20 protein-coding genes and 2 pseudogenes are annotated in these 24260 nt (G+C 67.6%); 6 read left to right on the top strand and 16 right to left on the bottom strand.

Annotated features, from left to right (window positions below; all coding sequences use genetic code 11):
- Positions 1 to 33 precede the first annotated feature (33 nt).
- Positions 34 to 1365, top strand: a pseudogene (locus tag AC1DWT_RS26610) (MFS transporter); the annotation flags it as partial.
- A gap of 969 nt (positions 1366 to 2334) precedes the next feature.
- On the opposite strand, the gene AC1DWT_RS26605 reads toward AC1DWT_RS26610, so the two are convergent.
- The 16 genes and pseudogenes from AC1DWT_RS26605 to AC1DWT_RS26530 all read right to left on the bottom strand — a co-directional run bounded on the left by AC1DWT_RS26605 (position 2335) and on the right by AC1DWT_RS26530 (position 21104).
- Positions 2335 to 3369: a proline racemase family protein gene (locus AC1DWT_RS26605; RefSeq protein ID WP_072939232.1), complete on the bottom strand. Its 1035-nt coding sequence runs from the start codon at positions 3367 to 3369 to the stop codon at positions 2335 to 2337.
- A gap of 47 nt (positions 3370 to 3416) precedes the next feature.
- Positions 3417 to 4535, bottom strand: coding sequence for a 1-aminocyclopropane-1-carboxylate deaminase/D-cysteine desulfhydrase (locus tag AC1DWT_RS26600; RefSeq protein ID WP_072939229.1), 1119 nt, complete (start codon positions 4533 to 4535; stop codon positions 3417 to 3419).
- A gap of 93 nt (positions 4536 to 4628) precedes the next feature.
- Complete coding sequence (locus AC1DWT_RS26595; RefSeq protein ID WP_072939226.1) at positions 4629 to 5525, bottom strand: dihydrodipicolinate synthase family protein; 897 nt, start codon at positions 5523 to 5525, stop codon at positions 4629 to 4631.
- 176 nt (positions 5526 to 5701) lie between these two features.
- Positions 5702 to 7042 carry an MFS transporter gene (locus AC1DWT_RS26590; protein WP_072939224.1) on the bottom strand — a complete coding sequence of 447 codons (1341 nt, stop codon included), beginning with the start codon at positions 7040 to 7042 and terminating at the stop codon, positions 5702 to 5704.
- Positions 7043 to 7311: 269 nt separating this feature from the next.
- Positions 7312 to 8643 (bottom strand): NAD(P)/FAD-dependent oxidoreductase, encoded by a 1332-nt coding sequence (locus AC1DWT_RS26585; RefSeq protein ID WP_477922926.1) that lies wholly within the window; start codon positions 8641 to 8643, stop codon positions 7312 to 7314.
- On the bottom strand, positions 8640 to 10070 hold the full coding sequence (locus tag AC1DWT_RS26580; RefSeq protein ID WP_477922925.1) for an FAD-dependent oxidoreductase: 1431 nt from the start codon (positions 10068 to 10070) through the stop codon (positions 8640 to 8642). Before AC1DWT_RS26580 ends, AC1DWT_RS26585 begins: the two co-directional genes overlap by 4 nt.
- Positions 10067 to 11494 carry an FGGY family carbohydrate kinase gene (locus AC1DWT_RS26575; protein ID WP_095863106.1) on the bottom strand — a complete coding sequence of 476 codons (1428 nt, stop codon included), beginning with the start codon at positions 11492 to 11494 and terminating at the stop codon, positions 10067 to 10069. Before AC1DWT_RS26575 ends, AC1DWT_RS26580 begins: the two co-directional genes overlap by 4 nt.
- 33 nt (positions 11495 to 11527) lie before the next feature.
- Positions 11528 to 11668, bottom strand: a complete 141-nt coding sequence (locus AC1DWT_RS26570) for a hypothetical protein (RefSeq protein ID WP_179377637.1) — start codon at positions 11666 to 11668, stop codon at positions 11528 to 11530.
- Positions 11669 to 11764: 96 nt separating this feature from the next.
- Complete coding sequence (locus AC1DWT_RS26565) at positions 11765 to 13201, bottom strand: aldehyde dehydrogenase family protein (RefSeq protein WP_072939219.1); 1437 nt, start codon at positions 13199 to 13201, stop codon at positions 11765 to 11767.
- A 40-nt stretch (positions 13202 to 13241) separates the two neighbouring features.
- On the bottom strand, positions 13242 to 14714 hold the full coding sequence (locus tag AC1DWT_RS26560; protein WP_072939555.1) for an APC family permease: 1473 nt from the start codon (positions 14712 to 14714) through the stop codon (positions 13242 to 13244).
- Between the two features lie 183 nt (positions 14715 to 14897).
- Positions 14898 to 15554, bottom strand: coding sequence for a 3'-5' exonuclease (locus tag AC1DWT_RS26555; RefSeq protein ID WP_083395641.1), 657 nt, complete (start codon positions 15552 to 15554; stop codon positions 14898 to 14900).
- Complete coding sequence (locus AC1DWT_RS26550) at positions 15551 to 17371, bottom strand: putative nucleotidyltransferase substrate binding domain-containing protein (protein WP_072939214.1); 1821 nt, start codon at positions 17369 to 17371, stop codon at positions 15551 to 15553. Before AC1DWT_RS26550 ends, AC1DWT_RS26555 begins: the two co-directional genes overlap by 4 nt.
- Positions 17364 to 18101 (bottom strand): GntR family transcriptional regulator, encoded by a 738-nt coding sequence (locus AC1DWT_RS26545; protein WP_072939211.1) that lies wholly within the window; start codon positions 18099 to 18101, stop codon positions 17364 to 17366. Before AC1DWT_RS26545 ends, AC1DWT_RS26550 begins: the two co-directional genes overlap by 8 nt.
- 118 nt (positions 18102 to 18219) lie before the next feature.
- Positions 18220 to 18729, bottom strand: coding sequence for a hypothetical protein (locus tag AC1DWT_RS26540; RefSeq protein ID WP_072939208.1), 510 nt, complete (start codon positions 18727 to 18729; stop codon positions 18220 to 18222).
- A pseudogene (locus tag AC1DWT_RS26535) lies at positions 18726 to 20279 on the bottom strand (GMC family oxidoreductase); the annotation flags it as partial. The gene AC1DWT_RS26540 and the pseudogene AC1DWT_RS26535, both read right to left, overlap by 4 nt.
- Before the next feature lie 66 nt (positions 20280 to 20345).
- Positions 20346 to 21104 (bottom strand): SDR family NAD(P)-dependent oxidoreductase, encoded by a 759-nt coding sequence (locus AC1DWT_RS26530; RefSeq protein ID WP_095863110.1) that lies wholly within the window; start codon positions 21102 to 21104, stop codon positions 20346 to 20348.
- A 278-nt stretch (positions 21105 to 21382) separates the two neighbouring features.
- Between AC1DWT_RS26530 and AC1DWT_RS26525 the strand changes: the two genes are divergently transcribed.
- The 5 genes from AC1DWT_RS26525 to AC1DWT_RS26505 all read left to right on the top strand — a co-directional run.
- Complete coding sequence (locus AC1DWT_RS26525; protein ID WP_072939200.1) at positions 21383 to 21898, top strand: RbsD/FucU domain-containing protein; 516 nt, start codon at positions 21383 to 21385, stop codon at positions 21896 to 21898.
- A 1-nt stretch (position 21899) separates the two neighbouring features.
- The gene (locus AC1DWT_RS26520; protein WP_095863111.1) at positions 21900 to 22688 is read left to right on the top strand and encodes an alpha/beta fold hydrolase; all 789 of its coding nucleotides are present in this window, start codon (positions 21900 to 21902) and stop codon (positions 22686 to 22688) included.
- Positions 22685 to 22879: a hypothetical protein gene (locus tag AC1DWT_RS26515; protein WP_143051412.1), complete on the top strand. Its 195-nt coding sequence runs from the start codon at positions 22685 to 22687 to the stop codon at positions 22877 to 22879. Before AC1DWT_RS26520 ends, AC1DWT_RS26515 begins: the two co-directional genes overlap by 4 nt.
- Positions 22880 to 23005: 126 nt before the next feature.
- Positions 23006 to 23383: a WhiB family transcriptional regulator gene (locus AC1DWT_RS26510; protein WP_095863112.1), complete on the top strand. Its 378-nt coding sequence runs from the start codon at positions 23006 to 23008 to the stop codon at positions 23381 to 23383.
- A 270-nt stretch (positions 23384 to 23653) separates the two neighbouring features.
- Positions 23654 to 24260: RNA-guided endonuclease InsQ/TnpB family protein (locus AC1DWT_RS26505; RefSeq protein ID WP_477922924.1), on the top strand; the 607-nt coding region annotated here is incomplete at its 3' end.

The raw sequence follows: 24260 nt of genomic DNA, 5'->3' as shown, positions 1-24260 counted from the left end.
ACTCGCTGAACGGATGCCTACCCCCGTAGGCGCCCGCGGCGGTCCGAGACCTACGGCAAGGACGAAATCATGGCAACACATGGAGCAGGCACCGCTCCCGTGCTCGACCATACACGCGTGCGAAAGGCGCGAATCGCAACATTTTTCGGCTTCTTCCAGTTGGGCGCCGTGATGTTGATGTGGTCGACGAGCACCACTTCGTTGCGTAGTCACCTCGGATGGGAGGGCGACGGCGGCGACTCGCAGTTCGGCCTCCTCGCGCTGTCGATCGGCATCGGCGCAGCCGTCGGGTGCTTCGCCATCGGCCCGTTCATCGATCGGTACGGCCCGCGAAACACGGCCATGCCCACGATGGTGATCTACCCGCTCTGTTACATCCCCCTCGCGTTCCTCGACGGACTGGTCGGAGCGATGGCGATCGGCGTGCTCATCGGACTGCTCCGCGGCGCATTCGACACGGCGTTCAACACCCACGGCGTGCAGGTCGAGCGGTACTACGGGCGACCCATCATGTCCGCGTTCCACGCCGCCTACCCGGCGGGTGGCTTCGTTCTCGGTCTCGTCGGCAGCGCGCTGGCCCGGCACTTCACCGACAGCCCGGCCGTCGCCTACATCTCGATCGGCGTGGTGTTGTCGGTCCTCGGTTTCGTCTTCGGCAAGTGGCTCCTCTCCCTCGACGAGTTGCTGCCCCCGGAGCAGGACGAGATTCCGGGCGCAGCCGACCCCGCCCACCCGGGGAAGCGGTCGGCCACCACGGCGACGCTGCTCGTGATGATCGGATTCGGTGTGCTCCTGCTCGGGTCGATGTTGAGCGAGGGCGCGGTCCTGGACTGGGGCCAGGAATTCGTTCRCCGTGCGGTCGGCACCACGGCAGGGCTGGCGGCGACGGCAGTGACGCTCTACTCGGGTGCGCAGTTCGTCGGCCGGTTGTTCGGCGACAGGCTGGCCGAGTACTTCGGTGCCCGCCTCATCGTCGGCGCGAGCGGAGTCATCGGCGCCGCCGGTGCTCTCCTCGCGATGCTGGGCGGCTCGGCCCCGCTCGCACTCACCGGCTTCGTGCTGCTCGGTCTCGGCCTGGCCTGCATGGCACCGCTCATGCTGTCGGCGGCCGGGCGACGCGATCCGGAGAATGCGGGACGGAACATCGGTCTCGTCAACGCGATCGGCTACGTGGGCATGCTGGTCGGGCCGGCCGCGATCACCGTCGTCGTCGACAACCTCGGTATCGAATGGATGCCACTGCTGCCGGCCATCCTCCTCGCGCTGATCGCGATCGGCGGTCCCGCCCTGATGCGCCTGGTGCCGCGCTACCACAAGCCGGTCAACGAGGCACACAACGAGCAACGACCCATCGCGGCCGGCTGACCCGGCCCGACCGAACCACTGATGCGGTTCAGCACTCGACAGTGTGCTGAACCGCATCAGCGTCGTGAAGAAGAGCAGATGCATCCGAGAACGACATCGCCGCTGCGAGACTCGGTGCGCATGGCGGACATCGCACGAGAAGCCCGAGTATCGATCGCGACCGTGTCGCCGTTGTCGTGCCCCGCATCGACTCAAGCGTCGAGGCCGGCGCCTTTCTCGATACCTTGCCGCTGCGGCGAAAGGTGGATGGGCTCGGGACCGAATCTGTGCGTGCGCTCCTCGGCATCCTGGAGGAGGATCCCCGCAATGACGAGTGACAACGAAGTCACGGTTCTCGATTGGGTCGAGACGACTCCTGACGAACTGCTCGCCCGCCTCTGCGAAACACGACAGATGAACACGAACCGCCCGATCGTCATCGGAATCGATGGCCGGAGTGGGTCGGGAAAGTCCACCGTTGCCGCTCGACTCGCTGCAGCGACCGGTGACAGCGTAATCGTCCATACCGATGACATAGCCTGGCACCACTCCTTTTTCGGTTGGCACCATCTTCTTGCCGACGGCATCCTCTGCCCTCTCCGGCAGTGCGGGGCGCCTGTCTCGTTCCGTCCACCCGGGTGGGTGGCACGCGGACGGCCCGGTTCCATCGACATTCCGGATACCGCGAACGTCGTCTTCGTCGAAGGAGTAGGGGCAACCCACCGCGACCTAGCCGGATGGTTCGACGCCACGATCTGGGTGTCCACCGACCCGGTGGTCGCCTACCGCAGATGTGTCGAGCGCGGGGTCGATCCGCCCGCGTTCATCGAGGAGTGGATGGCGCAGGAGAACCCCTTCCTGGCCGAAGACCGCCCGTGGGCGCGGGCATCGGTCATCATCTCCGGAGAGCGCGTGCCGGCCGGGACGTCAAACGGCCGAATCCCATGTGAGTGGGAAAGCGTGTCCCGGCACACTTTCCCACTCACATGGTCAGTGTCCGGTCGGCCAGTTGTCGGACAGTGTGTAGCCGGTGGGGAAGGGGTCGGCGGGGTCGAGGCCGACCTGGCTGAGTTCGGTGATGTAGGCCTGCCCGGTGACGCGGGGTACGACCGCCTCGTAGTCGCCCACACTGGTGAGCCGGTCGATGCGGCTGGTGAATCGGCTGCCGATCACGGATTCGTGGACGAAGGTCTCACCCACCTCGATCAGGCCTTTCGCTTTCAGGACCGCAAGACGTGCGGACGTGCCGGTGCCGCAGGGCGAGCGATCCAGCCGCCCCGGTGAGACCACGACCGCGTTACGCGCGGTCAGGACGCCCTCGTGGCGGGACAGCGGGCCGACGAATTCGGTCTGGGTGATGCCGGCGAACTCCGGGTTGGTGGGGTGCTGGGCCGGAATTTGCTCCGCTGCTGCGGTTTTCAGCCTCTGTCCGAGTTCGCACAGGTCGCGGGCCTCGTCGGGAACCAACTTCAGGCCGAGGGCCTCGGCGTCGGCGAGCACGTACGCCATGCCGCCCCAGGCGACGTCGACGGTGAGGGTGCCGTATCCGTCGAGTTCGAGCGGTACCTCGACCGCATAGGCGAAGGCGGGCTGGTTTTCGAACTCGACGCCGGTGACCTTGCCGTTCTCGCAGGTGCACCGGATGCGGATGAGCCCGGCGGGCGCCTCGAGGACGATGTCGGTGACGGGTTCGACCATGGGGATCATCCCGGTCTCGAGCAGTGCCGTCGCGACACACATCGTGTTGCTGCCCGACATGGCCGGATACTCGGTCGACTCGGCGATGACGTAGCCGAGCTGGGCCTGCGGATCGGTGGCCGGGACGATGTAGTTGACGCAGTGGGTGACCGCACCGCGGGGTTCGTGCAACAGCAATTGCCGCAGGTCGTCCTGATTGTCCCGGAAGTGCTTCATCTTCTCGAACACGGTGGCGCCGGGAACGTCACCGATCCCGCCGGTCACGACGTTGTTGATTTCTCCACCCACGTGACACTTGACCACGTTGACGACTCGGCTCCACCGCACGACTTCCTCCGATCCGATGCGCTTCGATGGCGTTCATCGAAGCAGTGTCAGTAATTGTTCTGTGCCGCGGCGAGCGGCCTTCCCTTCGAGCGTTGCACAGCCGGGTATGCGGCCGCGGCGTCGTCGGCGAACATCGCCGGCACACCACCGGTGTGCAGGAACACGATGGGCCCGGTCAGGCGGGGGTCGGACAGTGCGGCGACGGCCTTCGCCGTGTACACCGGGTCGGTCACGATGCCCTCGTCACGGGCCAGTTCGGTCATCGCCGCCTGCGACCGGTCCGAGGCAAGTGCGTATCCCGGACCGAGGTACTCGTCGAACACGGTCGGGGTCACTGCGGGCGGGTCGAATCCGAGCTCCGCGGTGGCGGCCACCAGGTCCCGGACCCGTCCGCCGAGGTCGGAGTGGATCTGCGCGACGTCGACGCCGACGATGTTCGCCGGGGCGCCGAGCAGTGCGGCACCGAGTTCGAGCCCGGCCTGGGTGCCGCCGGTCGAGGAGGCGTGGACGATGGTGGCTTCGGTGCGGTCGACGAGATCGAGTTGGTGGTGGATCTCGAGGAAGGCAGCGGCGTAGGCCAGTACTCCCGAGCTGGTGCTGCCGCCGGCGGGAACGAGGTACGGGCGTTTGCTGCGGTTGCCCTGATCCCGCAGCCGGGCACACAGCTGCCGGGCGTGCGCACTCATCGAAGTCCAGTCGAGGTCGTCGACGAAATGGGTTTCGGCGCCGAACAAGTCGTCGAGGAGTAGGTTGCCGCTGGGGCGGTGCGGGGCACGGCCACCCAGGATCAGGTGGGCGTCGATGCCCGCCGCGGTCGCGGCCGCCGCCACGGTGCGGGCATGGTTGGACTGCTGCGCCCCGACGGTGACCAGGCTGGTCGCGCGGGCGTTCATCGCATCGGCGAGAATCAGCTCCAGCTTCCGGGACTTGTTGCCGCCGGCCGCGAACCCGGTCAGATCGTCCCGCTTGATCCAGACCTCACGGCCCAGGCGTTCGGAGAAGTTCGGCAGCAGATGCATCGGTGTCGGGGTGGCGGTGAGCCTGATCCTGCACCGCCACCGCCGCGCGAGGATCTCTCGGGCGCGGGCGTCGGCGATGCAGGGCATCAGGTACGAGACGGGATCGGTGACTGAGACGTTTGCCACCGGCCTCTGCGCGCGTGTCATGGGAAGGGTCGCTCCTTTCGAAACGCGTGCGATTCGGGTCGGCGATGCCGGCCGCGGTGGGCCGACATCGCCGACAGTCGGTGAGGGGTCGGTCTACTTGCCGTAGTTCAGTCCGGTCTCGGCGATCAGCTTGGTGAGCTCTTCCTTCTTCTCCGCGGGCAGTTCGCCGTAGGGTGCGCGCGGCACACCGAGGTCGACACCCACGGCCTGTGCGGCGGCCTTGGTGGCCACGGCGTAGCCTTCCTTGCCCAGGAAGTCGAGGACGTTCCACAGACGCTTGAAGATCTCGAGGGCCTCGGTGTACTTGCCGGCCTTGGCCAGCTCGTAGATCGCCACGGTCTCCTTGGGCGCGAAGTTCGGTGCACCCCAGATGGATCCGGCGGCACCAGCGGAGAAGGCGGGCAGCACGATGGTGTCCCAACCGACGAACGTGTCGATGGCGTCACCGAGGTTGAAGATGAGGTCGAAGGCCTGCTCGATCGAGCCGGAGGTGTCCTTGATGTACTTCACGGCGTCGGTGCGCTCGAGCAGCTCGCGGTAGAACGGGCGGTCGAGGTTCATTCCGGTGACACCGGGCAGGTTGTACGCGATGACCGGGATGTTCGCGGCCTCGCCGACGGTGGCGAAGTACTCGATCACCTCGTGGCGGGTGGGCGCCTCGTAGAACGGCTGGACCAGCAGGACCGCGTCCGCTCCGGCGTCGGCGGCGTGCTTGGACAGTTCGATCGCGTCCGCGGTGCGGGTCGAGCCGGTCTGCGGGGCGACGGGCACCCGGCCTGCGGCCTGGTCGATGACGACTTTGTTGACGAGCTTGCGCTCGTCGAGGGACAGTGCCGCGAACTCGCCGGTGCTGCCACCGGGAACGAGACCGTGCAGACCGTTGTCGATCAGAAAGTCGACGTGGTTGCGCAGTGCGCCTTCGTCGACGGAGCCGTCGGCGGCGAAGGGAGTGGAAACGGCAGCGAGGATGCCACCCAGCTTCTTGGTCATGTTCGTGTCCTTGTGTCGTGGTTGGTCGGCTACTTGAGGGCCGTGGATTCTCCGAGTCGATGGCCCGGATCCCGCTCGTCTCCTCGACCGTCGTAGATTGACGATTGTCGACAAGTGAACGATAGAAATTTAACTGTGGCGCGCGGTGCTTGTCAAGGGTTCGGGTGGCGGGGTTCTCATTCGCCGACCCGGACCGGGTCGTACTGAGCCGGACGGGCGGCGATGACGGCGTCGGTCTTGCGTCCGGCGGTTTCGTGGAGGGTGGCGGCGGCGACGATCGCGGTGACCCCGGTGACGATCAGGATCACCGAGGGGGACACCGGGCTTCCGGTGGCGGAGATCAGCCAGGTCGCAAAGTACGGTGCGGTGCCACCGAAGAGTGCGACGGAGATGTTGAAGCCGATGGAGAAGCCGGCGTAGCGCACTCTCGAGGGGAAGATCTCCACCATCGCGGCGCCGGAGGCCGACATGAACATGGCCAGGCACACGCCCATGGCGGCGTGGGCGACCATGATGGCGGCGATGTTGCCGGTGGAGAACGCCACGAAGGCGGGGAAGACGATCAGTGTGCTCGACACCGCGCCGAGGATGATGACCGGCTTGCGGCCGAAGTGGTCCGAGAAGCGGGCGAAGACGAAGATCGACACCGCGGCCGACACCAGGCAGGTGACCGTCGACGCGGACGCCATGCCGAACGAGAATCCGACCTCGGCCTGCAGGTAGGTCTCCATGTAGACGAAGATGAAATAGAAGGCGGCGGCCTGGAAGGCGATGCAGCCGACGACTTGCACGATCTGGCGCCGGCTGGTGGCGAGGGCGTCCTTGATGGGTGACTCACTCACCTCGCCGGAAGCCTGCAAGCGCTCGAATTCCGCTGTGTCGCTGAGCTTGAGCCGGATGTAGAGGCCCACCAGTCCGAGCGGACCGGCGATCAGGAACGGTATCCGCCAGCCCCAGGCGAACATGGCGTCGTCGCTCAGGGCCGCGTTCAAGCTCAGGACGAGGATCGAGGCGGCGGCGTTGGCGAGGTAGCTCGAGCAGTGCCAGAAGCTCACCGTGCGTGCCCGTCGTCCCCGCGCGGCGGACTCGACCAGGAACGTGGCGGCACCGCCGGGTTCGCCACCGGCGGCGAAGCCCTGCAGGATGCGCAGAGCCACCAGTAGGACGGGCGCGGCGATGCCGATGGAGGCGTAGCCGGGCAGCAGGCCGACCGCGAAGGTCGACATCGACATCAAAATGATGACGGTGGCCAGGATCTTCTTGCGGCCCACCTTGTCGCCGAGACGGCCGAAGACGAATCCGCCGATCGGATTCATCAGGAAGGCGACCCCGAATGCGGCGAAGGTCGCCAGCAGACTGGTGGCGGGGTTTTCGGAGGGGAAGAAGATCTGCCCCAGGAGTACGGCGAGGAACCCGTACGCCGCGAAGTCGAACCAGGTGATGAAGTTTCCGATGGCCGCCGCGGTGATGGCTCGACGCATCTCCGAGCCGTGCAGATGGCCCTGGTGTTCTGTCATGGATGCTTCCGATCGATTCGTGGGCACCCGCACAAGTTGTAGTGCGGTCTATTGTCGACAAGTGACGTTCCTGATTGTTGTCCGGGTCACACGCAATGTCAACGTCGAGTAAAGCCGCTTCGCGCGCGCTCAGTCACCTGCTTACGGGGTGAAGGTGAGGACTGCCGGGCTCCCGGGACGTGCGAAAGCCGCCCTGCCGAATCAGGCACCGCGGGAGGATGACTGGTTCGGCAGGGCGGGCAGGAAGCGATCGCGGATGCGGGCGGGTGTCAGGAGCAGCGGGCGGGGATGAACTGCCCGACCCCGTTGAGCGTGGGCGCGGTCTGGGTTGCGTTCGCCAGGCCGACCGTCACCGGTCCTCGGGACGGGTCGACGTCGCGCATGATCGACCACGGCACCCGGAACACGCGGCCGGGGGAGGCCGCCCAGGGCAGTGTCTTGGTGGTCACGACGCGGCCGTTCTGGGAAATGGTGACCTTGGGGAACCGGACGAGCGCGTCCGTCCACAACAGCAGGCGCTGTCGCGGAGGCGCCGGGTCGCCCGGGCGCAGCAGGCCGGGAGATATCCACCGGAACGGCTCTTCGGCGAGAATGCGCAGAGCCTCTCCGGTGGGAGCGGGCGCATGCGAGTCGAGGTAGCCGGCCACCTGATCGGCGACGAAGGTGCCGTCGAGTGCTGCGATGTCGGCGGTGTCGACCGGGTGCAGGACGTTGCCGGCGGCGAAGACGCCGCGAGCGCTGGTGCGCAGGGCGGTATCGACCAGCGGTCCCTTGGTGCCGGGATCCAGTTCGATGCCTGCGCTGCGGGCCAGTTCGTGGTCGGGGATCCAATCGCCGGTGAAGATGACGGTGTCGCAGTCGATCTTCGTCCGGACGCCGGTGTCGAGGTGTTCGATCTCGATCGCTTCGACGTTCTTGCGGCCGATGATGCCGACGACGCGGGTGCGGGTGGCGATCGCGAACCGGAACAGTGCTTTGCCGGGGATGTTGAAGGCGGCGTACGACTCCGGTGAGGGGTATTGCGTGGTCATCAGCACGGTGTCGCAGCCGGCGTGCCGCAGTGTCATTGCCGCGGACCAGCTCACGAGTTCGCCGCCGACGATCACGGCCCGTGTGCCGACGCGACCGTGGTGCAGATGCACGAGATTCTGCAACTGCCCGGTGGTGTAGACGCCGGCGGGTCGATCACCCGGGATCAGGCGGGCCGGGCGGGCCCGCTCACGGGCACCGGTCGCGAGGACGAGTGCCTTCGCCTCCACCCGCAGCAGCCCGGCCGGGCTGGTGACATCGAGCGCGCCGTCGGGGTGGACGGCGGTGACCGTCGCGTTGGTCCGGATCTCTGCCCCGGCGTCGGTCGCCGACCGGACCAGGCGCTCGGCGTACGCGGGACCTCCGATGAAGGTGTGGAGGTCGCGGATGCCGTACCCGGGATGGTCGCAGTGCCTGGGGATTCCGCCGGCACGGATCTCCCGGTCGAGGACGAGGGCGCGGTGGCCGTGGACCTTGCCGAGCCGGGTGGCGGCGGACAGGCCCGCCGGGCCGCCACCGACGATCGCGATGTCGGTCTTGACCACGGTGCGTGGTGAGGTAGGGACGCTCATCGGTTTTCCTTCGGTGTCGTGGCGGCGGAGCGGCCGGCGCATCGGTAGCCCTCGGCCAGGGCGCCCACCTCTGCTCCGCAGAAGAAGCCCTGGCATCGGCCGTTCATGGCGCGGGTGCGTCGGCGCAGACCCTCGAGCCCGGCCGGGGGAATGAGGGAGGCGTAGGCATCACGGATCTCACCGGCCGTGACCCGCTCGCAGAAGCAGACGACCTTGCCGTATTCGGCGTCCGCGGCGATGCGCGCACCGTCCTGGTACGGGCGGGTGAACGCCTCACCGATGTTCGGCATCGCCGGCGGGTCCGGCAGCTCGGCGCGGGGTTCGCCGAGAGCATCGGCCTTGGTGAGAAGTTCGCCGACGTACTCGGCGACAGCCATTCCGGACGTCAGGCCGGTCGACCGGATCCCGCCGACCAGGACGTACCGCTGATCGGTGTCGACCTCGATGAGGTAGTCACCGTAGTCGGCGGCGGCCCGGAGCCCGGCATAGGTGGCGGTGACCTCTTCGTCGAGCAGCCGGGGCAGGAGCTTGGCGCCCTTGCCGAGCAGGAATTCGAACCCTTTCGCCGAGGTGCCCGTCGCCGACCGGTCGGTGAGGTCCTCTGCGGTCGGGCCGAGCATGACGTTGCCGTAGATGGTCGGCGATATGAGCACACCCTTGCCCCGGGAGGTGGGAACGGGCAGCACGATCTTGTCGACCAGGGGGCGGGCCAGCTTGTCGTAGACGAGCAGTTCGCCGCGGCGTGGGGTGATGTGGAAGCGGTCGTAGCCGAAGGCCTGGTCGAGGAAGTCCGCCCCGAGCCCTGCCGCGTTGATCACCCAGCGGGCGGTGATGTCGCCTGCCGAGGTGTGCAGGGTGGTGCGGTCTGCCTCGACCGTCACCGACTCCGCACGCGTGTTGGTCCGCAGCGTCACCCCGCGGGCGACCGCGTCGGTGGCCAGCGCGAGGTTGGTCGTCCAGGTGCAGATGATGGACTCGTCCGGCACGGTCAGACCGCCGAGGACGCCCTCGCCGAGATCGGGCACCATCCCGTACACGGTGGCGGCGTCGACGATTTCGCACTCGGTGTAGCCGTTGGCGGCGGCCTTGTCCCGCAGACTCGGCAGAGCGTCGTACTCCTCGTCGTTCCAGGCGACGAGGATCGCCCCGGTGTGTTCGACGGGAATTCCGGTCTGTTCGGCGTATGCCGACAGCAGCGTGTAGCCGCGGCTGACCATCCGTGATTCGAGGGTGCCGGGTTTCGCGTCGAATCCGGTGTGCAGGATCGCGGTATTCGCCTTGCTGGTGCCGTCGCCGACATCGTCGCGGGCCTCGACGAGCGCGAGGGTGAGGTCGTATCTGGCCAGTTCGCGGGCGATCGCCGAGCCGACGATACCGGCACCGAGGACGACGAAGTCGTAGTCGGTGGGGGTGGGTGAGTCAGTCATCGTTTCTCCTGGGGAAGCGTCGCGTGTGCCGCCGACGCCCAGTGGTGTCGGAATTCTGCTGCGCGGTCGGGTGACCAGCGAGGTTCGTAGGTGGTGGCGGGAGTCCAGTCGGTGACCGCGTCGGCAAGGGACAGGCCGGGATTCATCGCCAGGCGCGCGCACGCGGCCGCACCGAGAGCGGTCGCATGCGAGGAGGGATAGACGTCGATGGGGATCTGGGTCAGGTCCGCGGTCGCCTGCATCAACCGCCGCGACTGAGTGAGTCCACCGTCGACGCGCAGCCGGGTCAGCGGGCCGCCCAGGTCGACCTCCACGGCCGAGACCAGCTCGGCGGTCTGCGCCGCCAGGCCTTCCACTACCGCGGCCACCAGCTGCGCCCGATCGGTGGACAGGGTCATCCCGGTGAACGAGGCGGTCGCGTCCGGTCGCCACCACGGTGCGGCCAGTCCTGCCAGCGCCGGGACGAAGTAGGTGCCTCCGGAATCCTCGGCGGCGGTGCTGTCGAGGTCCCGCGCCGACGCGATCAGCCCGAGGTCCTGTATCCACCGGATCGCCGACGCCGCGGTGTACGCCTGCCCGTCCACGCAGTAGGAGGTCTGCCCCCGCACGTTCCACGCCACGCAGGAGGCGAGCTGGGACGCCGAGCGCACCGGGCGTCGGCCGGTGTTGGCGAGCAGGAACACTCCGGTGCCGAAGGTGCACTTGGCGGTGCCGGGATCGAGGCACCGCTCCGCCAGCAGCGCCGCCTGCTGGTCGACGATCAGCCCGCCCACGGCGGCGCTCCCGCCGAAGGCATCGGTCTTGCCCACCAGGGCGTCGTTGCCGACGATCTCGGGCAACCGCTCCTCGGCGAGTTCGAACAGCTCCAGCAGTTCCTGATCCCACCCTCCGGTGTCGAGACCGGTCAGCAGCGAGCGGCTCGCGGTGGCGGTGTCGGTGACGAATTCGCCGGTCAGGTGATGCACGATCCAGGTGTCGGTGGTGGTGACCACTCCCTCGTGGGAGACATTGCGGCGCAGCCACTGCATCTTGGGCGCCGAGAAGTACGGGTCCAGAATCAATCCGGTCCGCTGTTCGACCCAACTCCGGGCCGCCGCCTTGTCGCGGCACAGCGTTTCCGACCGGCGGTCCTGCCAGACCACTGCCGGGCTCAGCGGTCGTCCGGTCTCCGGATCCCACACCAGGACGGTTTCGCCCTGGTTGGCGAGGGAGACGGCCGACACCGGTACTCCCGCCTGGGTGACCGCCTTCCGGCCGGCGTCCAGGACGGAGTGCAGCAGGTCCATCGGATCCTGCTCGACGCCACCGGCCGCGAGATAGGTGGGGCGCACGGTGTTCTCGGCGATGGCGAGGACGTCGCCGTCGTCGGAGACGACGACCGCCTTGGTCCCGGAGGTGCCCTGGTCGATGGCAAGGACTGCCACGATCTCTTCCTTTCGAGAGTGTGAGCGCCGGGATCAGAACAGCGCGGATGCGCCGGCGGACTCCGGCGAGGATCGTGGGGACACCCCGAGCAGTCGTGAGAATTCCTCGGTGCTGACGATCCGGCTCACTCGTAGTGCCTCGGTCATCCGGCGGTGACGTTCTGCTGCGAGCATGACGACCCTCGTGGTTCTGTGGATTATGCGCCACGCCAATGCTTTCGGCATGGCGTGGCGCACTCCGGCAATCAACGGGCGATCACGAGGAACGGGTCAGGAGAGGCTGACGATGACCTGCTTGACTCGCGTGAACTCCTCGAGCCCCGCAGCGCCGCCTTCCTTGCCGTAGCCGGAGCCCTTGAAGCCGCCCAGCGGGCCTTCCGGTCCGACGGCCATGTGGTTGTTCACCCAGACCACCCCGGACTCGATGGCGTTGACGTTCCGCAGGGCCCGGCCGATGTCGCGGGTCCACACCGAGGCGGCCAGTCCCTGCTCGACCGCGTTGGCCTTGGCGAGGGCATCGGCTTCGTCGGTGAAGGTCTGCACCGTCGCGACCGGTCCGAAGATCTCCTCCTGGACCAGCTCGTCGTCCTGCTGCAACCCGTCGATCAGGGTGGCCTCGTAGAAGTAACCCGGACCGTCGACGGCCTTGCCGCCGGTGACGACGCGGGCGTGGGCGGGGAGCCGGTCGACCAGCTCGGCGACCCGGGCACGCTGGCCTTCGGAGATCAGCGGGCCGAGGACGGTCGACGCGTCGGCCGCGTCTCCGATCTCGGTGGCGGCCAGGCTGGCCGCGAGCGCCTCGACGAACCGGTCGTGGATCTTCTCGCTCACCAGCAGGCGGGTGGCGGACATGCACTCCTGGCCGGCGTTGAACAGGATGCCGTTGGTCAGGATCGGCAGCGCGGCCTCGAGGTCGATGTCGTCGTAGATCACGACCGGAGCGTTGCCGCCGAGTTCGAGCACGAGACGCTTGGGCGTCGCGCCTGCCGCCTCGGCGATGCGCTGACCGGCCGCGGTGGAGCCGGTGAACGAGACCAGGTTGACCTCGGGGTGGCGTACCAGGTGATCGCCGACGACGCTGCCCTTGCCGTGTACGACGTTGAGGACACCGGCGGGCAGCAGCTGCTGCGCGAGTTCGGCGAACCGGGTGGTGGCGATCGGGGTCAGCTCGGCCGGCTTGATCACGACCGTGTTGCCGGCGACCAGGGCGGGGGCAAGCTTCCAGACCGCCTGCCACAGCGGGAAGTTCCACGGGGTGATGCCGAGAACGACGCCGAGGGGCTCACGCCGGACGAAGCTGGTGTTGCCGGCGACGAATTCGCCGGCGGCCTGGGCGGCCAGTGTCCTGCCCGCCCCGGCGAAGTGCCGGAACGCCGCGACGATCCCGGGCAGTTCGTCACCGGTGGCCGCGGTGGTGGGCTTGCCGGCGTCGATCGTTTCCAGGTGGGCGAGTTCGTCGAGGTTGGCCTCGAGCAGATTCGCCAGTTCGTGCAGGATCTGCGAACGTTCGCCGGGGGTCTTGGCGGACCAGGCGGGGAAGGCGGCGCGGGCGGCGGCGACCGCCCGGTCGGCGTCCTCGATCGTGGACTCGGTGAGCTCGGCGACCACCTCGCCGGTGGAGGGGTTGAGGACCGTGCGGATCTTGTCGGACGATCCCGTCACCGCCTTGCCGTCGATGATGTTGGTGAGCTGGATGGGGGACGACATGTGAAACCTTTCCTCGGTTGCGATTTGTCGGCGGGTGGGGTTACAGGTGGCCTTGCAGGGTGTCGATGGACTTGCCGCGTCGGCTCTTGGGGATGGTCATGTACACGACTGCGCCGGAGAGGATCACCAGCAGCATGCCGATTCCGACGTGGGTGGGGTCGGAGTAGATCAGCAGCGCGCACAGCACCACCGACCAGGCGATGGCCAGGACGAAGATGAGCGGGCTCAGGAATCCGTAGTGCCACGGGTGCTTCGGCAGCTTGCGCTTGACCAGACCCCAGAGGCCGACGGTGACCACGACGCCGTACGCCAGTCCCCAGGCCAGGGCGGTCATGGCGGCCAGTACCGACAGCAGCGACGACCACAGGGCGAAGATCACCGACAGGGCGAAGATGGTGAGGGTGGCGTTGATCGGGATGCGCTGCGCACTGACCTTGCGCAGCCAGTGTGCGGCGGGCACCTGACCGTCGCGGGCCTGCGACCACAGGACCCGGATTCCGGTGAGCTGCAACATCACCAGCGCCGCGAACAGGGCGATGATGGCGACGGCCTCGAAGATGTTGGCGAACGCGGAGCCGACGGCGGTGTCGAGGATCAGCTTGACCGGGGTGTCGCTGTCCATCACCGCGGGCAGGTCCTGGATCGCGAGCATGATCAGGGCGACCATGAACACGCCGACCACGTAGGACGACACGTTCGCCATGACCGATGCCATCGGGGCCTTGCGGGCAGCGTCCTTGGTCTCCTCGGACGCGTTGCCGGTGGCATCGAAGGACGAGATCGCGTAGGCGGGCAGGATCATCGCGAACAGGAACGGGACGAACCAGTTCCCGCCGGAGGCGGTTCCGCCGGAGTCGCTCAGGAAGGACAGCGGCTGGGTGGGATGCTTGACGACCAGCAGGACGCCGACGAGTGCAACCACGCACAGCACCTCGGCGACGACGCCGATGTTGTTGAGCACCGCGGCGACCTTGACGCCCGCGATGTTGATGATCGTGCCGAGGACGATCAGACCCAGTGCCCAGGGCAGGGTGTCGGCGGGGCCGTCGAACGTGACGCCGAACCATCCGGCGATGAACGGGGAAATACTGACCGCCACGGTGGTGACTGCGACCGTGTGGGCGATGAGCAGCCACCATCCGGTCTGCCAGGCAAGCCACGGCTTGCCCGTGATCCGGCCGGTGATCTGGTAGACACCGCCGGCCAGCGGGTAGGCGGACACCAGCTGTGCCACTGCCAGGCCCACGGTGAACACCTGCAGGCCGCCGCCGACGAGGAAGGACCAGAACGAGGCGGGGCCGAAGAATCCGAATCCCACGATGAGGGTGGTGAAGATGCCGGAGGCGATCGCGATCGAGGTGAACTGCACTCCGAACGCGGAGAAGAGTCCGAGTGTGCGGTTGAGCTCCTGCTTGTACCCGAGCTTTTCCAGGTACGCGGCGTCGGAGTCCGTGGGCGTCCCGGTGGGCGCGGACTCGAAGTCGGGTCCGGGCGCGGGGGGCTGGGTGGACACGGTCGGCTCTTCGGGTTTTGTGGCCATGCTGACCTCACTGGTCGGTGTCGAGAAAGCCTCGGCAGTGCGGCGAGGCTGGGGTCGGGGGTAGCCGCACAAGGGGAAGTCTATCCGCTCTTTGAGCAACTGTCGACAATCTACCATAGATGCGTGTGATCTCAATCACTGACTGTTTCGGCTGGGCTACCGCCCGCTCGGAGGGGACAACAGACCCCGGTCCCCGCAGGTCAGATCGACCAGGGATCGAGCGGTGTCGTATCCGCGGCCGCTCAGGCGGGAGGCCAGCACCAGAAAGACCTGCGCCGTGGTGACGGCGTCACCGAGTGCGTGGTGCGGATCGACGACGGGGAGTCCCAGCGCGGTGGCGAGCCATTCGAGACCCGCGTCGCCGCGCTGACCCGCGGGCGCAGTGCCACACGCGCGGGCCAGGGCCGCGGTGTCGATCAGCGGGACCCGAAACCGGATGCCGGCGTCCCGGAACGCGCGGGTGAGGAAGGCCTGCTCGACCCACGCCGAGTGTGCGACGACCACCCGATCGGTCATCAGGGCGGCGAGAGTGTGCACTGCGGCATCCGGCGGTGGCGCATCCGCGACGTCTGCCGGGCGCAGGGTGTGGACGGCGATCGCCTCCGGGGACATTGCCGACCGGGGGCGGACCAGGTCGTAGACGCTCTCGGCGGTGATCACCCGGCCGTCTCGGATGACGACGGCGCCGTACGAGACGATGGTGTCCTTCTTCAGGTCCAGCCCGGTGGTCTCGAGGTCGACGACGAGATATTCGCTCTGCCGCCACGGTTTTCGTAGAGGGTCCTCGCGTCGTCGTCTCCAGCGCACTGTCATGGCAGTCGCGCCACCCACTCGCTCTCGAGCCGATTCTGCACCTCCGCGACGGCGCGGAACGCCTCCCGCAGGTAACGACGGGTCAGGGAGTCGAGCTGATTCGGCGCCACCCAGGTGGTCGCGGCAGTGGAGGTCTTGATCGCGTCGATCTCCCGGCCGAGGATCAGCCCGTAGATGTACTCGAAGGCCTGCACGAGGACCTCGGTCTCGTCCGGTGTGAGCAGGTTCGACGCGCCGCCCCGCCGCAACCGGGTAATCGTCGAGCCGCGGTCGTCGCCGGTGACGACGGCGATCCACCGCCCGAGCGAGGCGATCGGGACCAGTCCGCGGGCCTTGAGGTCGAGGTGGCCGCGGTTGGCGCCGGACTGCTCGACGACGAAGTTGCGGACGAAACCCACCGGCGGGCGGCTCGAGACGGTGAAGCGCAGCAGCGCCGAGAGGTACTCGTGGCTCCGGGTGGTCGCCAGCATCGCATCCGACACCGAGCGGCCCAGCGACAGCCCGGTCACCGGGCGGCTGTCCGCGATCATCGACGACAGCAGCAGTGCGTTGTGCTGGGTGGGATTGCGGATCCACGACGTGGCGGTGGAGACGGCATCGGCGCGGGAGCGGGCGAACTCCGGGTTGGTGGCATTGGCGCCGTCGACGCAGCGCTCCAGCCCGCACCGCTCCATGTTGTCGAGGACGCGCCCAGCCCAGCGCTGCAATTTCCGCGCCGGATTGCGTTCTCCGGGTAGGTCTTCCCAGACCAGGCTGGTGTCGACGTCCGAGCGGGGGAGCGGCTCCCGGCGTGCCACCGAGCCCAGCAGCAACCAGGACGTCCGGTGTGGCACGCAGTCGTCACCGATGTCGGTGAGTTCGACCAGCCGCTGCAACAGGGCGTCCACGACTGCCGAGAGAAGTCCGGCGATGTGCATCGGTGCCACGCCCGTGTCGTACAGCTCGACCCAGGTGCCGGGCAGCAATGCGGCCGCGGCGGCGAGTTCGTCGATGGTGTGGGCGTCGTCCACGGCGCGGCGGATGACGAGTGGATTGCGTACCTCGGCGGAGGCCAGGTCGACCACCCGCAGCACGCCCACGGGCCGGTCGGCGGCGCCCCGGACCACCAGGTGGTGCAGTCCGCACTCGATCATGCGCAGGAAGGCGTCACCCACCAGGGCATCGGCACCGATGGATTCGGCAGGAAAGGAGGCGATGGTGGTCACGGGAGCGTGCGGATCGAACGACGCCGTCGCGAGGGCGCGCCGGAAGTCGCTGTCGGTGACGATCCCGATCTCCCCACCACGGTCGAGCAGGGCGTAGGACTGGGCGGCGTCGGTGATCACCGCCGCGGCCTCGGACACGGTGGCCCCGACGGGGCACCACACGGCCGGGCGCATCTGATGGCGGGCGGCGCGCAGTGCCTGATCCACCAGGCCGGACCGGGTGAGGCGTTCCCGGGTGACGAGGGTGTTGTAGTGCTGAAATTGCAGACGTTCGGGGTGAGCGAGGATCGGTCTCGGGTCCGGGAACCGGTAGCAGAGGCTGTCCTCGGCGGCCCGCACGTCCAGGGGCGGCGGCAGCCCGGACAGGACCGAGATCTGCCCGAAGGTCTCCCCGGACCCGAGCAGGTCGATCACCCGTCCCCGGTCGACGACCTCGACCTCCCCGGTGCGCACCACGTAGAAGTGCGACAACGGGGCTTCGCCGGCCTCGATGATGCGGGTCCCGGCCGGGAAGAACTCGACCTCGACCAGGCGTGCCAGGGCGTCGAGGTCGGTCGACTCGAGTTCGTCGTACGGCGGCTGACCGCCCAGGAAGTCGACGTACTCACGCATGCGTGGCGGAAGCGGCCTCGCGCACGGTGTCGACGGCGTCCAGGGCGGATGCGGGACCGTGCACGTGACGATCGATCTCCCGGGTGATCGCGTCCATGTCGCCGGTGTCGATGATCGCCAGGAGCCGCTCGTGCTCGGCGACCACGTCGTGCAGGTCGGCGAAAGACTGGTGATCGGCGGACAGGAACAGCTGCAACTGCGATTCCCAGCTGCGCCACAGGTCGAGCAGCAGCCCGTGCTCGGAGAGCTCGTAGAACACGCGGTGAAAGCTCATGTGGGCGTCGATGGTTCGGGTCATGTCGCCGTCGTCGGCGCCGCGAGCCATGTCCTGCAACGCGCGGATGACCTTCGTGCGGCCACCGGCCGCCAGCCGTGGCATCGCCAGCTCGATCGCATACGGTTCCAGGCGCTTGCGCAGGCTGGCGATCTCCGCCATGCCCTGGGCGCTGACCTCGGCGACGAAGGCGCCCTTGTAGGCGATCTTCACCACGAGACCTTCGTCGGCGAGGATGCCCAGGGCTTCGCGGAGAGGTGCCCGGCTCACTCCCAGATCGGCGGCGATGTGTGCCTCCCGCAGCTGGCTGCCGGGGGCGAGGGTGCCGTCGAGGATGGCGGTGCGCAGCACGCCCGCGACGGTGCCGGGCGTGGTGCGCTGCTGGATTCGTCCGAGGGAAATCTCCCCCTCGTCGCGGCCCACTGTCGACCCCGGACGATTCGGTGACAGAGTCATTCCGTTGTCCTTTCTTGCTTCGGCCTCGTGGTTGCTCACTCGACGAGGTGGTATCAGTCCTACTCGGGTTGCAGGTGTCTTGTCGACAGTAGATCAGCTGGTGACCCGCCTGGGGGCCTCACTCCCCGGTGGCGGAGACGTAGATGGATCCGCGTTCGATCACCGGGTCGAGGATGCCGGTCGACAACTCGTTGGCGGCGTCCTCGAATCCGGCAGCGTCCCGGTGCTGTCCGGGGTACCCGATCAGCGCCTTGACCTGCGGGGTCATGAAGTAGGCGCCGGCCACGATCGAGGAGAGCGGGTCGAAGGTGACCTTGTCCTCGGCCCACATGCGCTTCAACCGGGCGTGGAGTTCGCCGCCGTGGAGATCCGCGACGTCGTTGATCGCCGTGACGACCGCGTCGAAGACGTCGGCGCGGGCGGCGAGCGCCAGATCGAGATACCGCAGATAGTCCTGCGCCTTGCTGGCGGCGGGATTCTCTCCGGATTCGGGGATGAGGCTGTCCGCGATCCGCAACAGGATGGTCAACTCGTCCTCGGACAGCTGCCGGGGCGGGCGGAGCGTGCGAACCGGCACGGACAGACGCCGCGGCGCCGAGGTCTTCAGTTCGATGGGTGTGGTGCTCATGCCTGGGCCTTTCCTGCGGTGACGTCCTCGACGACCTTGCGGCCCACCCGCAGTGCCAGAGCGCTGATGGTGCAGGTCGGATTGGCCGAGCCCGAGGTGACGAAGATGCTGCCGTCGGCGATGTAGAGGTTGTCGACGTCGTGGCTGCGGCCGAAGGAATCGACGACCGAGGTGGCCGGGTCGTCGCCCATCCGGGCGGTGCCGAGCAGATGTCCGGGCTGATCGACCCACAGTTCCTGGGTGATTATCTGCTTGGCGCCTGCCGCTTTGTGCAATTCCACCATCCGCTCGACGGTGTACTTCAGGATCTTGCGGGTGTTCTCGCTGACCCGGTATTCGACCTTCGGCGCGGGCAGCCCGTCCGAGTCGAACTCCTCCGTGGAGAGGGTGACCCGGTTGTGTTCCTCGGGTAGATCCTCGACGTTGGCTGCCCACAGGATGCCGTTCGACGACGCGCGTGCCACGTCGTGGACGGCCGGTCCCCACAGCTCGTCGAAGTCGAGCTGGCGGTGGGTCTCGATGGTGTTCAGCGGTCCCGGGGTCGGCAGCGCGTGCAACTTCGCACCACGGACGAAACCGCGGGAGGTGTCGGTGTCGTAGAACTGCATCGAGTGGATCAGCTGTCCGGCCGGGCCGCGCCAACTCTCGAGGTTCTCCTCGTAGTAGCCGACCGCGGTGCAGTTCGGGTGCAGCATCAGGTTCTTGCCGACCAGCCCGGAGGAGTTGGCGAGCCCGTCCGGGTTGCGCTCGTCCGCCGACAGCAGCAACAGTCGGGGTGTGCCGATTCCGTTGGCGCACAATACGACCGACTTCGCCGGTTGGAAGTGGACGGTGCCGTCGCGGTCGATCCACTCGGCACCGGTTGCCCGCCCGGTGTCGTCGGTTCTGATCCTGCGCACGCGCGCCCCGGTCTGCACCTGTGCACCGGCCTGCTGCGCCTGCGGCATGTAGATCAGATCGAAGGAGGCCTTCGCGCCCTGCGGGCAACCCCATTCGCACACCCCCCAGCGGCCGCACTGCTCGAGGGTCTTGTTCTTCTGGCTCGGGATCGCGTTGGTACCGGGCCACCAGTGCCAGCCCAGTGTGTTCGCCGCTTCGGCCGCCTTCATTCCCGGCTTGCCCAGTGGATGCGGCGGCAGCGGGTACTCGAGCCCGTCGGGGTAGGCGGTGTCACCGTCGACGCCGGACACGCCGATGAACGCGTCGACCTCGTCGTGGTACGGCTTGAGGTCGTCGTAGGCGATCGGCCAGTCGTCGGCGACGCCGTCGAGTGTCTTGACCCGGAAGTCCGAGGGCAGCAGTCGCGGCCACTCGGCGCCGTAGTAGATGGAGCTGCCGCCGACGGCGTTGAACATCACCGGCCACATGTCGGAGTCGCGGATATCCACCGGATAATCGGAGGGCAGTGCGCGCACGTTCGGGTCGTGCGCCCAGTCGTGCTGGATCAGCAATTCCCATTCCGGATGGTTGGCGGGGAAATCGCTGGGGTTGACCCAGTCGCCCTGTTCGAGGCACAGGACGTTCAGGCCGGCAGTCGCGGCCGTATGGGTCGGGTTTCATTGGTCGGGGCGGTGGAGGCCCGAGGCTCCCGGGCCTCCACCGCACGTCAGGTGTGATCAGGCGCCGGCGAGGACACCGCCGTCGACCACGAACGCCGTGCCGGTGATGGCCGTGGAGTGATCCGAGAGTAGGAACGCGACCGAGTGGGCGATCTCGATGGGGAGGATGGCGCGTCCGATCGGCTGGAAGTCGGGGAGCCCGGCCTCGAGCTCGTCACGGCCACCGAGGGCGGTGTAATGCGGGACGTTCAGCGGGGTGTCGACGAAGCCCGGGCACAGGGTGTTGGCCCGAATGCCCTGCGCGCCGAAGTCGAGGGCGACCGCCTTGGTCAGCGTCAGCACCGCACCCTTGCTCGCGGTGTAGGTGGTCAGCAACTTCTCCGCGCCGATCGAGTTGATCGAGCCGAAGTTGACGATCGATCCGCCGCCGGCCTCGAGCAGCTCGGGGATGGCGTACTTCGTCCCGAGGAATACTCCCTTGACGTTCACGTCGAACGTCTTCTGGAAGTCCTCGACGCTGGCGTCGAGGATTGTCCCGGGCTTGAGGACGCCGGCGTTGTTGACGATGCCGTCGAGCTTTCCGAAGGTCTGCACGGTGAAGTCGATAACACTCTTGACCTGCTCTTCGTCGGTCACGTCCACGACCTTGGCGATCAGGCGGTCGTCGTCCACCTTCAACTGCGGCAAGCTTGCCTCGGAGTGGACGGTGGCGACCACCTGGGCGCCCTCGTCGTGCAGATGTAGCGCGGTGGCCAGGCCGATCCCGCCTCCGGCACCGGTGATGATTACTGTCTTGCCTTCGAGCAGCTGGCCCATAGTTCGCTCCTTCAGGGTGGTTTTCGCGGAAACAGGTCGCGCCGCGCAGGGGATTGATCCTTTGTCGACAATCGACCGACACGTTTAGTGTGCGTGCTTCGGGCGGCCGGGTCAAGCCTCGATTTGCCGGGCCGAACACCTCTTGACGGATGCCGTCGCCCGGCTTACGTTTCTAGTCGATTGTCGACTAGAGCACATTCGGCATTCAACGGGCCGAGGTCGATCGGTCGTTCCGGCCGCGGATCGCGGCGATTCCACCACGAGGAGAGGACACATCCATGGCACCGAAGGTCCGTCTGTTGCACGAGCGGTTGGCGGCAGTGGTGAGCCAGCTACGCCACGGCGAGATGGTCTACATCGCCGATGCCGGAAGCGGCACCTCGGCGGCCAGTCTGGTGCCGCTGTCGCCGCAGGTCGAGACGATCGATCTTGGCATCGCTCCCGGTCTGCCCTCGGTCGGTGACGTGCTCTCCGTGCTGTGCGAGGCCGGAGATTTCGAGGCGGCAATCGTCACCGAGGACATGATCCGGGCCAACCCGGAGGGCCGGAAATTCGTCTCCGAACTGGTGGGGGAGGAGAACGTGCACGAACTGCGCTATCTGCCCGAGTTCTACCAACTACGCGACCGGGTCAAGGTTTTCGTCCAGACCGGGGACTACTCGGTGCACGCCAACACCATCCTCGTCGCCGGCTACCCCAGCCCCCCGATCCCGTTGAAGTGGCTGACGTCGCCGACCTGGTTCCAGGACCTGTCCGACGGGCAGGCCCCCGACTCGACCGCACCGGAGGCGTGACGTGCCCTTCTTCGACGGCGTACGCAACAAGATCTACTACCGGCACTGGGCTGCCCGGTCAGCCCACGCCCAGGTGCTGCTTCTGCACGGCTTCGGGGAGCACACCGGGCACTACCACCGGCTGGCCGGGCAACTGACCGATGCGGGCATCGAGGTGTGGGGCCCGGATCATCTCGGACACGGCCACACCGGCGGCCGCCCGGGAATGTTCCCCTCCGTCGACGAACTCGCGTCCAACGCGGGCATCCTGCTCGATCTCATGACGAGCACTCACCCGGACCTGCCCGTCGTCATCGTCGGGCACTCGTTGGGCGCGTTGACCGGGGCGCTGCTGGCGATGCGCACCGCGACCGCCCGCACCGGCCTGGTGATGACCGGTGCGCCGCTCTGGGGGCTGCCTCCCGAGGCGGAGGGACGCACCGATCTGATCATGGCGAAGGACGAGGAATACCTCGACGCGCTCGCGAACGATCCGCTCGGATTCGACACCGCCCCAGCCGAACCGAACCTGTGGAGCGCGCTCGCCGTCGCCGGATGCAAGGTCCGCACGGGCCTTCCGGCCCTCATCATGCCGATCCTGTTGATCAACGGCGAGCACGACGCATTCGCCGCACCTGGTAAGGCATCGGAATTTGCGAGCGAACTCCACCAGTGCCGTGCCGTCGCGATCCCCGGTGGCTACCACGACATTCCCAACGACCTCGCGCACCGCGAGGTCGCCGGATTGATCATCGAAGCGACCACCCAGTGGTGCAGCGCGGGTCCCGTGTTGTCGGCGAGTTCGCGGTGACCACCGAGGTCGAGGCGTTTCGCCTGGCACCCCGGCCGTTGCGGGAACGAATCCGGGTGGCGATCGACCACTGGCTCGACCGTGACCCCGCGGCGCTGTGCACAGAGTCGGCGGCGGCCCGGACACCGTTCCGCACCCGTGACGGACGGAGAAGCCTCGAGGTGGGTGTCAGCGCACTCGTCGACCACTGACTTCCGACTGCACACCGCTGACCGGACACTGGCTGGGCGCCTCGGTTCCGGTCGGCCCTCGCAATGCCTTCGCCCCGTGGTCGGGTCCGAAACCGGACCTCCCGCATCGGGGCGGGAAAGCTGACGATGACCACGATTCGGGCGTTGATTCTTCCCAAACCGATTACTCCGGAATGGGATTGGCAGATCCACGCACTGTGCCGGCAGATGGACACCGAGCTGTTCTACTCGCATGACGGCGAAGAGCGAGCTGCCCGTGCCCGCCGAGAACGAGCGGCCAAGGAAATCTGCCTGGGCTGCCCCGTACGGCGAGCATGCGCAGACCACGCCGTCACGGCCGCCGAGACGTACGGCGTGTGGGGTGGAACCACCGAGCGCGACCGGCAGACGATGATCCCGCGTGCGAGACGGGACGAGGCACGCCGTCGCCGCTCTCTGCGTGTGCTTCCTCGCTCACGCCCGCCGGGCACTCGGATGCGTTGGGAGTCCGAGCCTTCGGCCTGACGTACGCATGGACGGTGGCGCCAGTCGGTGGACGGCGGCCGGTACCCGACCGCCGTCCGTGACGGGACGAACCGAGGCACTGCCTCAGGCGCGGGCGGTCTCCGTGACGAACTCGTCCGATACCTTCGACCACAGGCTGACGCGACGGCCACGGATTTCGAAGAACTCGATCTCTCGCTTGATCCGTGATTTTTTCGGCGTAAACCCGGTCCTTCAGGTCCGGGATCAGCCGATCTGGTTTTGTCGGACCGTGGGGTTAGTGTCTGGGTCATGGCGGGGAGGGTGGTGAAGCGGGCGTTCAAGTACCGTTTCTATCCGACTGCGGTGCAGGCGGAACAGCTTGCTCGGACGTTCGGGTGCACCCGGTATGTCTACAACCGGGCGTTGGCCGAGCGGACGCGTGCCTGGTCGCAGGAGCAGCGTCGGGTGACCTACAGCGACACGTCGAAGATGCTCACCGGATGGAAGCGGGATGCTGAGACGGAGTGGTTGGCGGAGCCGTCGAAGGGGCCGTTGCAGGAATCGCTGCGGCAGTTGCAGGGCGCGTTCGAGAGGTTCTGGCGCACGCAGGCCGGCTACCCGCAGTTCAAGAGGAAGGGCCGGTCGAAGGATTCGGCGACCTACTACTCGAACTGCTTCACCTACCGCGGCGGGCAGGTCCGGTTGGCCAAGCAGTCCGAACCCCTGGATATTCGGTGGTCGAGGCCGCTGCCGGAGGGGGCGACGCCGTCGCAGGTGACGGTGTCGCGTAATGCTCGTGGTCAGTACCACATCTCGATCCTCGTCGAGGACACGATCACCGAACTCGGGTCGACGGGTCGGGTGGTCGGGCTCGATGCCGGGATCACCAGCCTGTACACGCTCTCGACGGGGGAGA

This window comes from Rhodococcus sp. P4_B6 (genome assembly GCF_056402215.1).
Note: the sequence above shows the minus strand (reverse complement) of the source record. Positions and strands in the feature narration are given on the sequence as shown.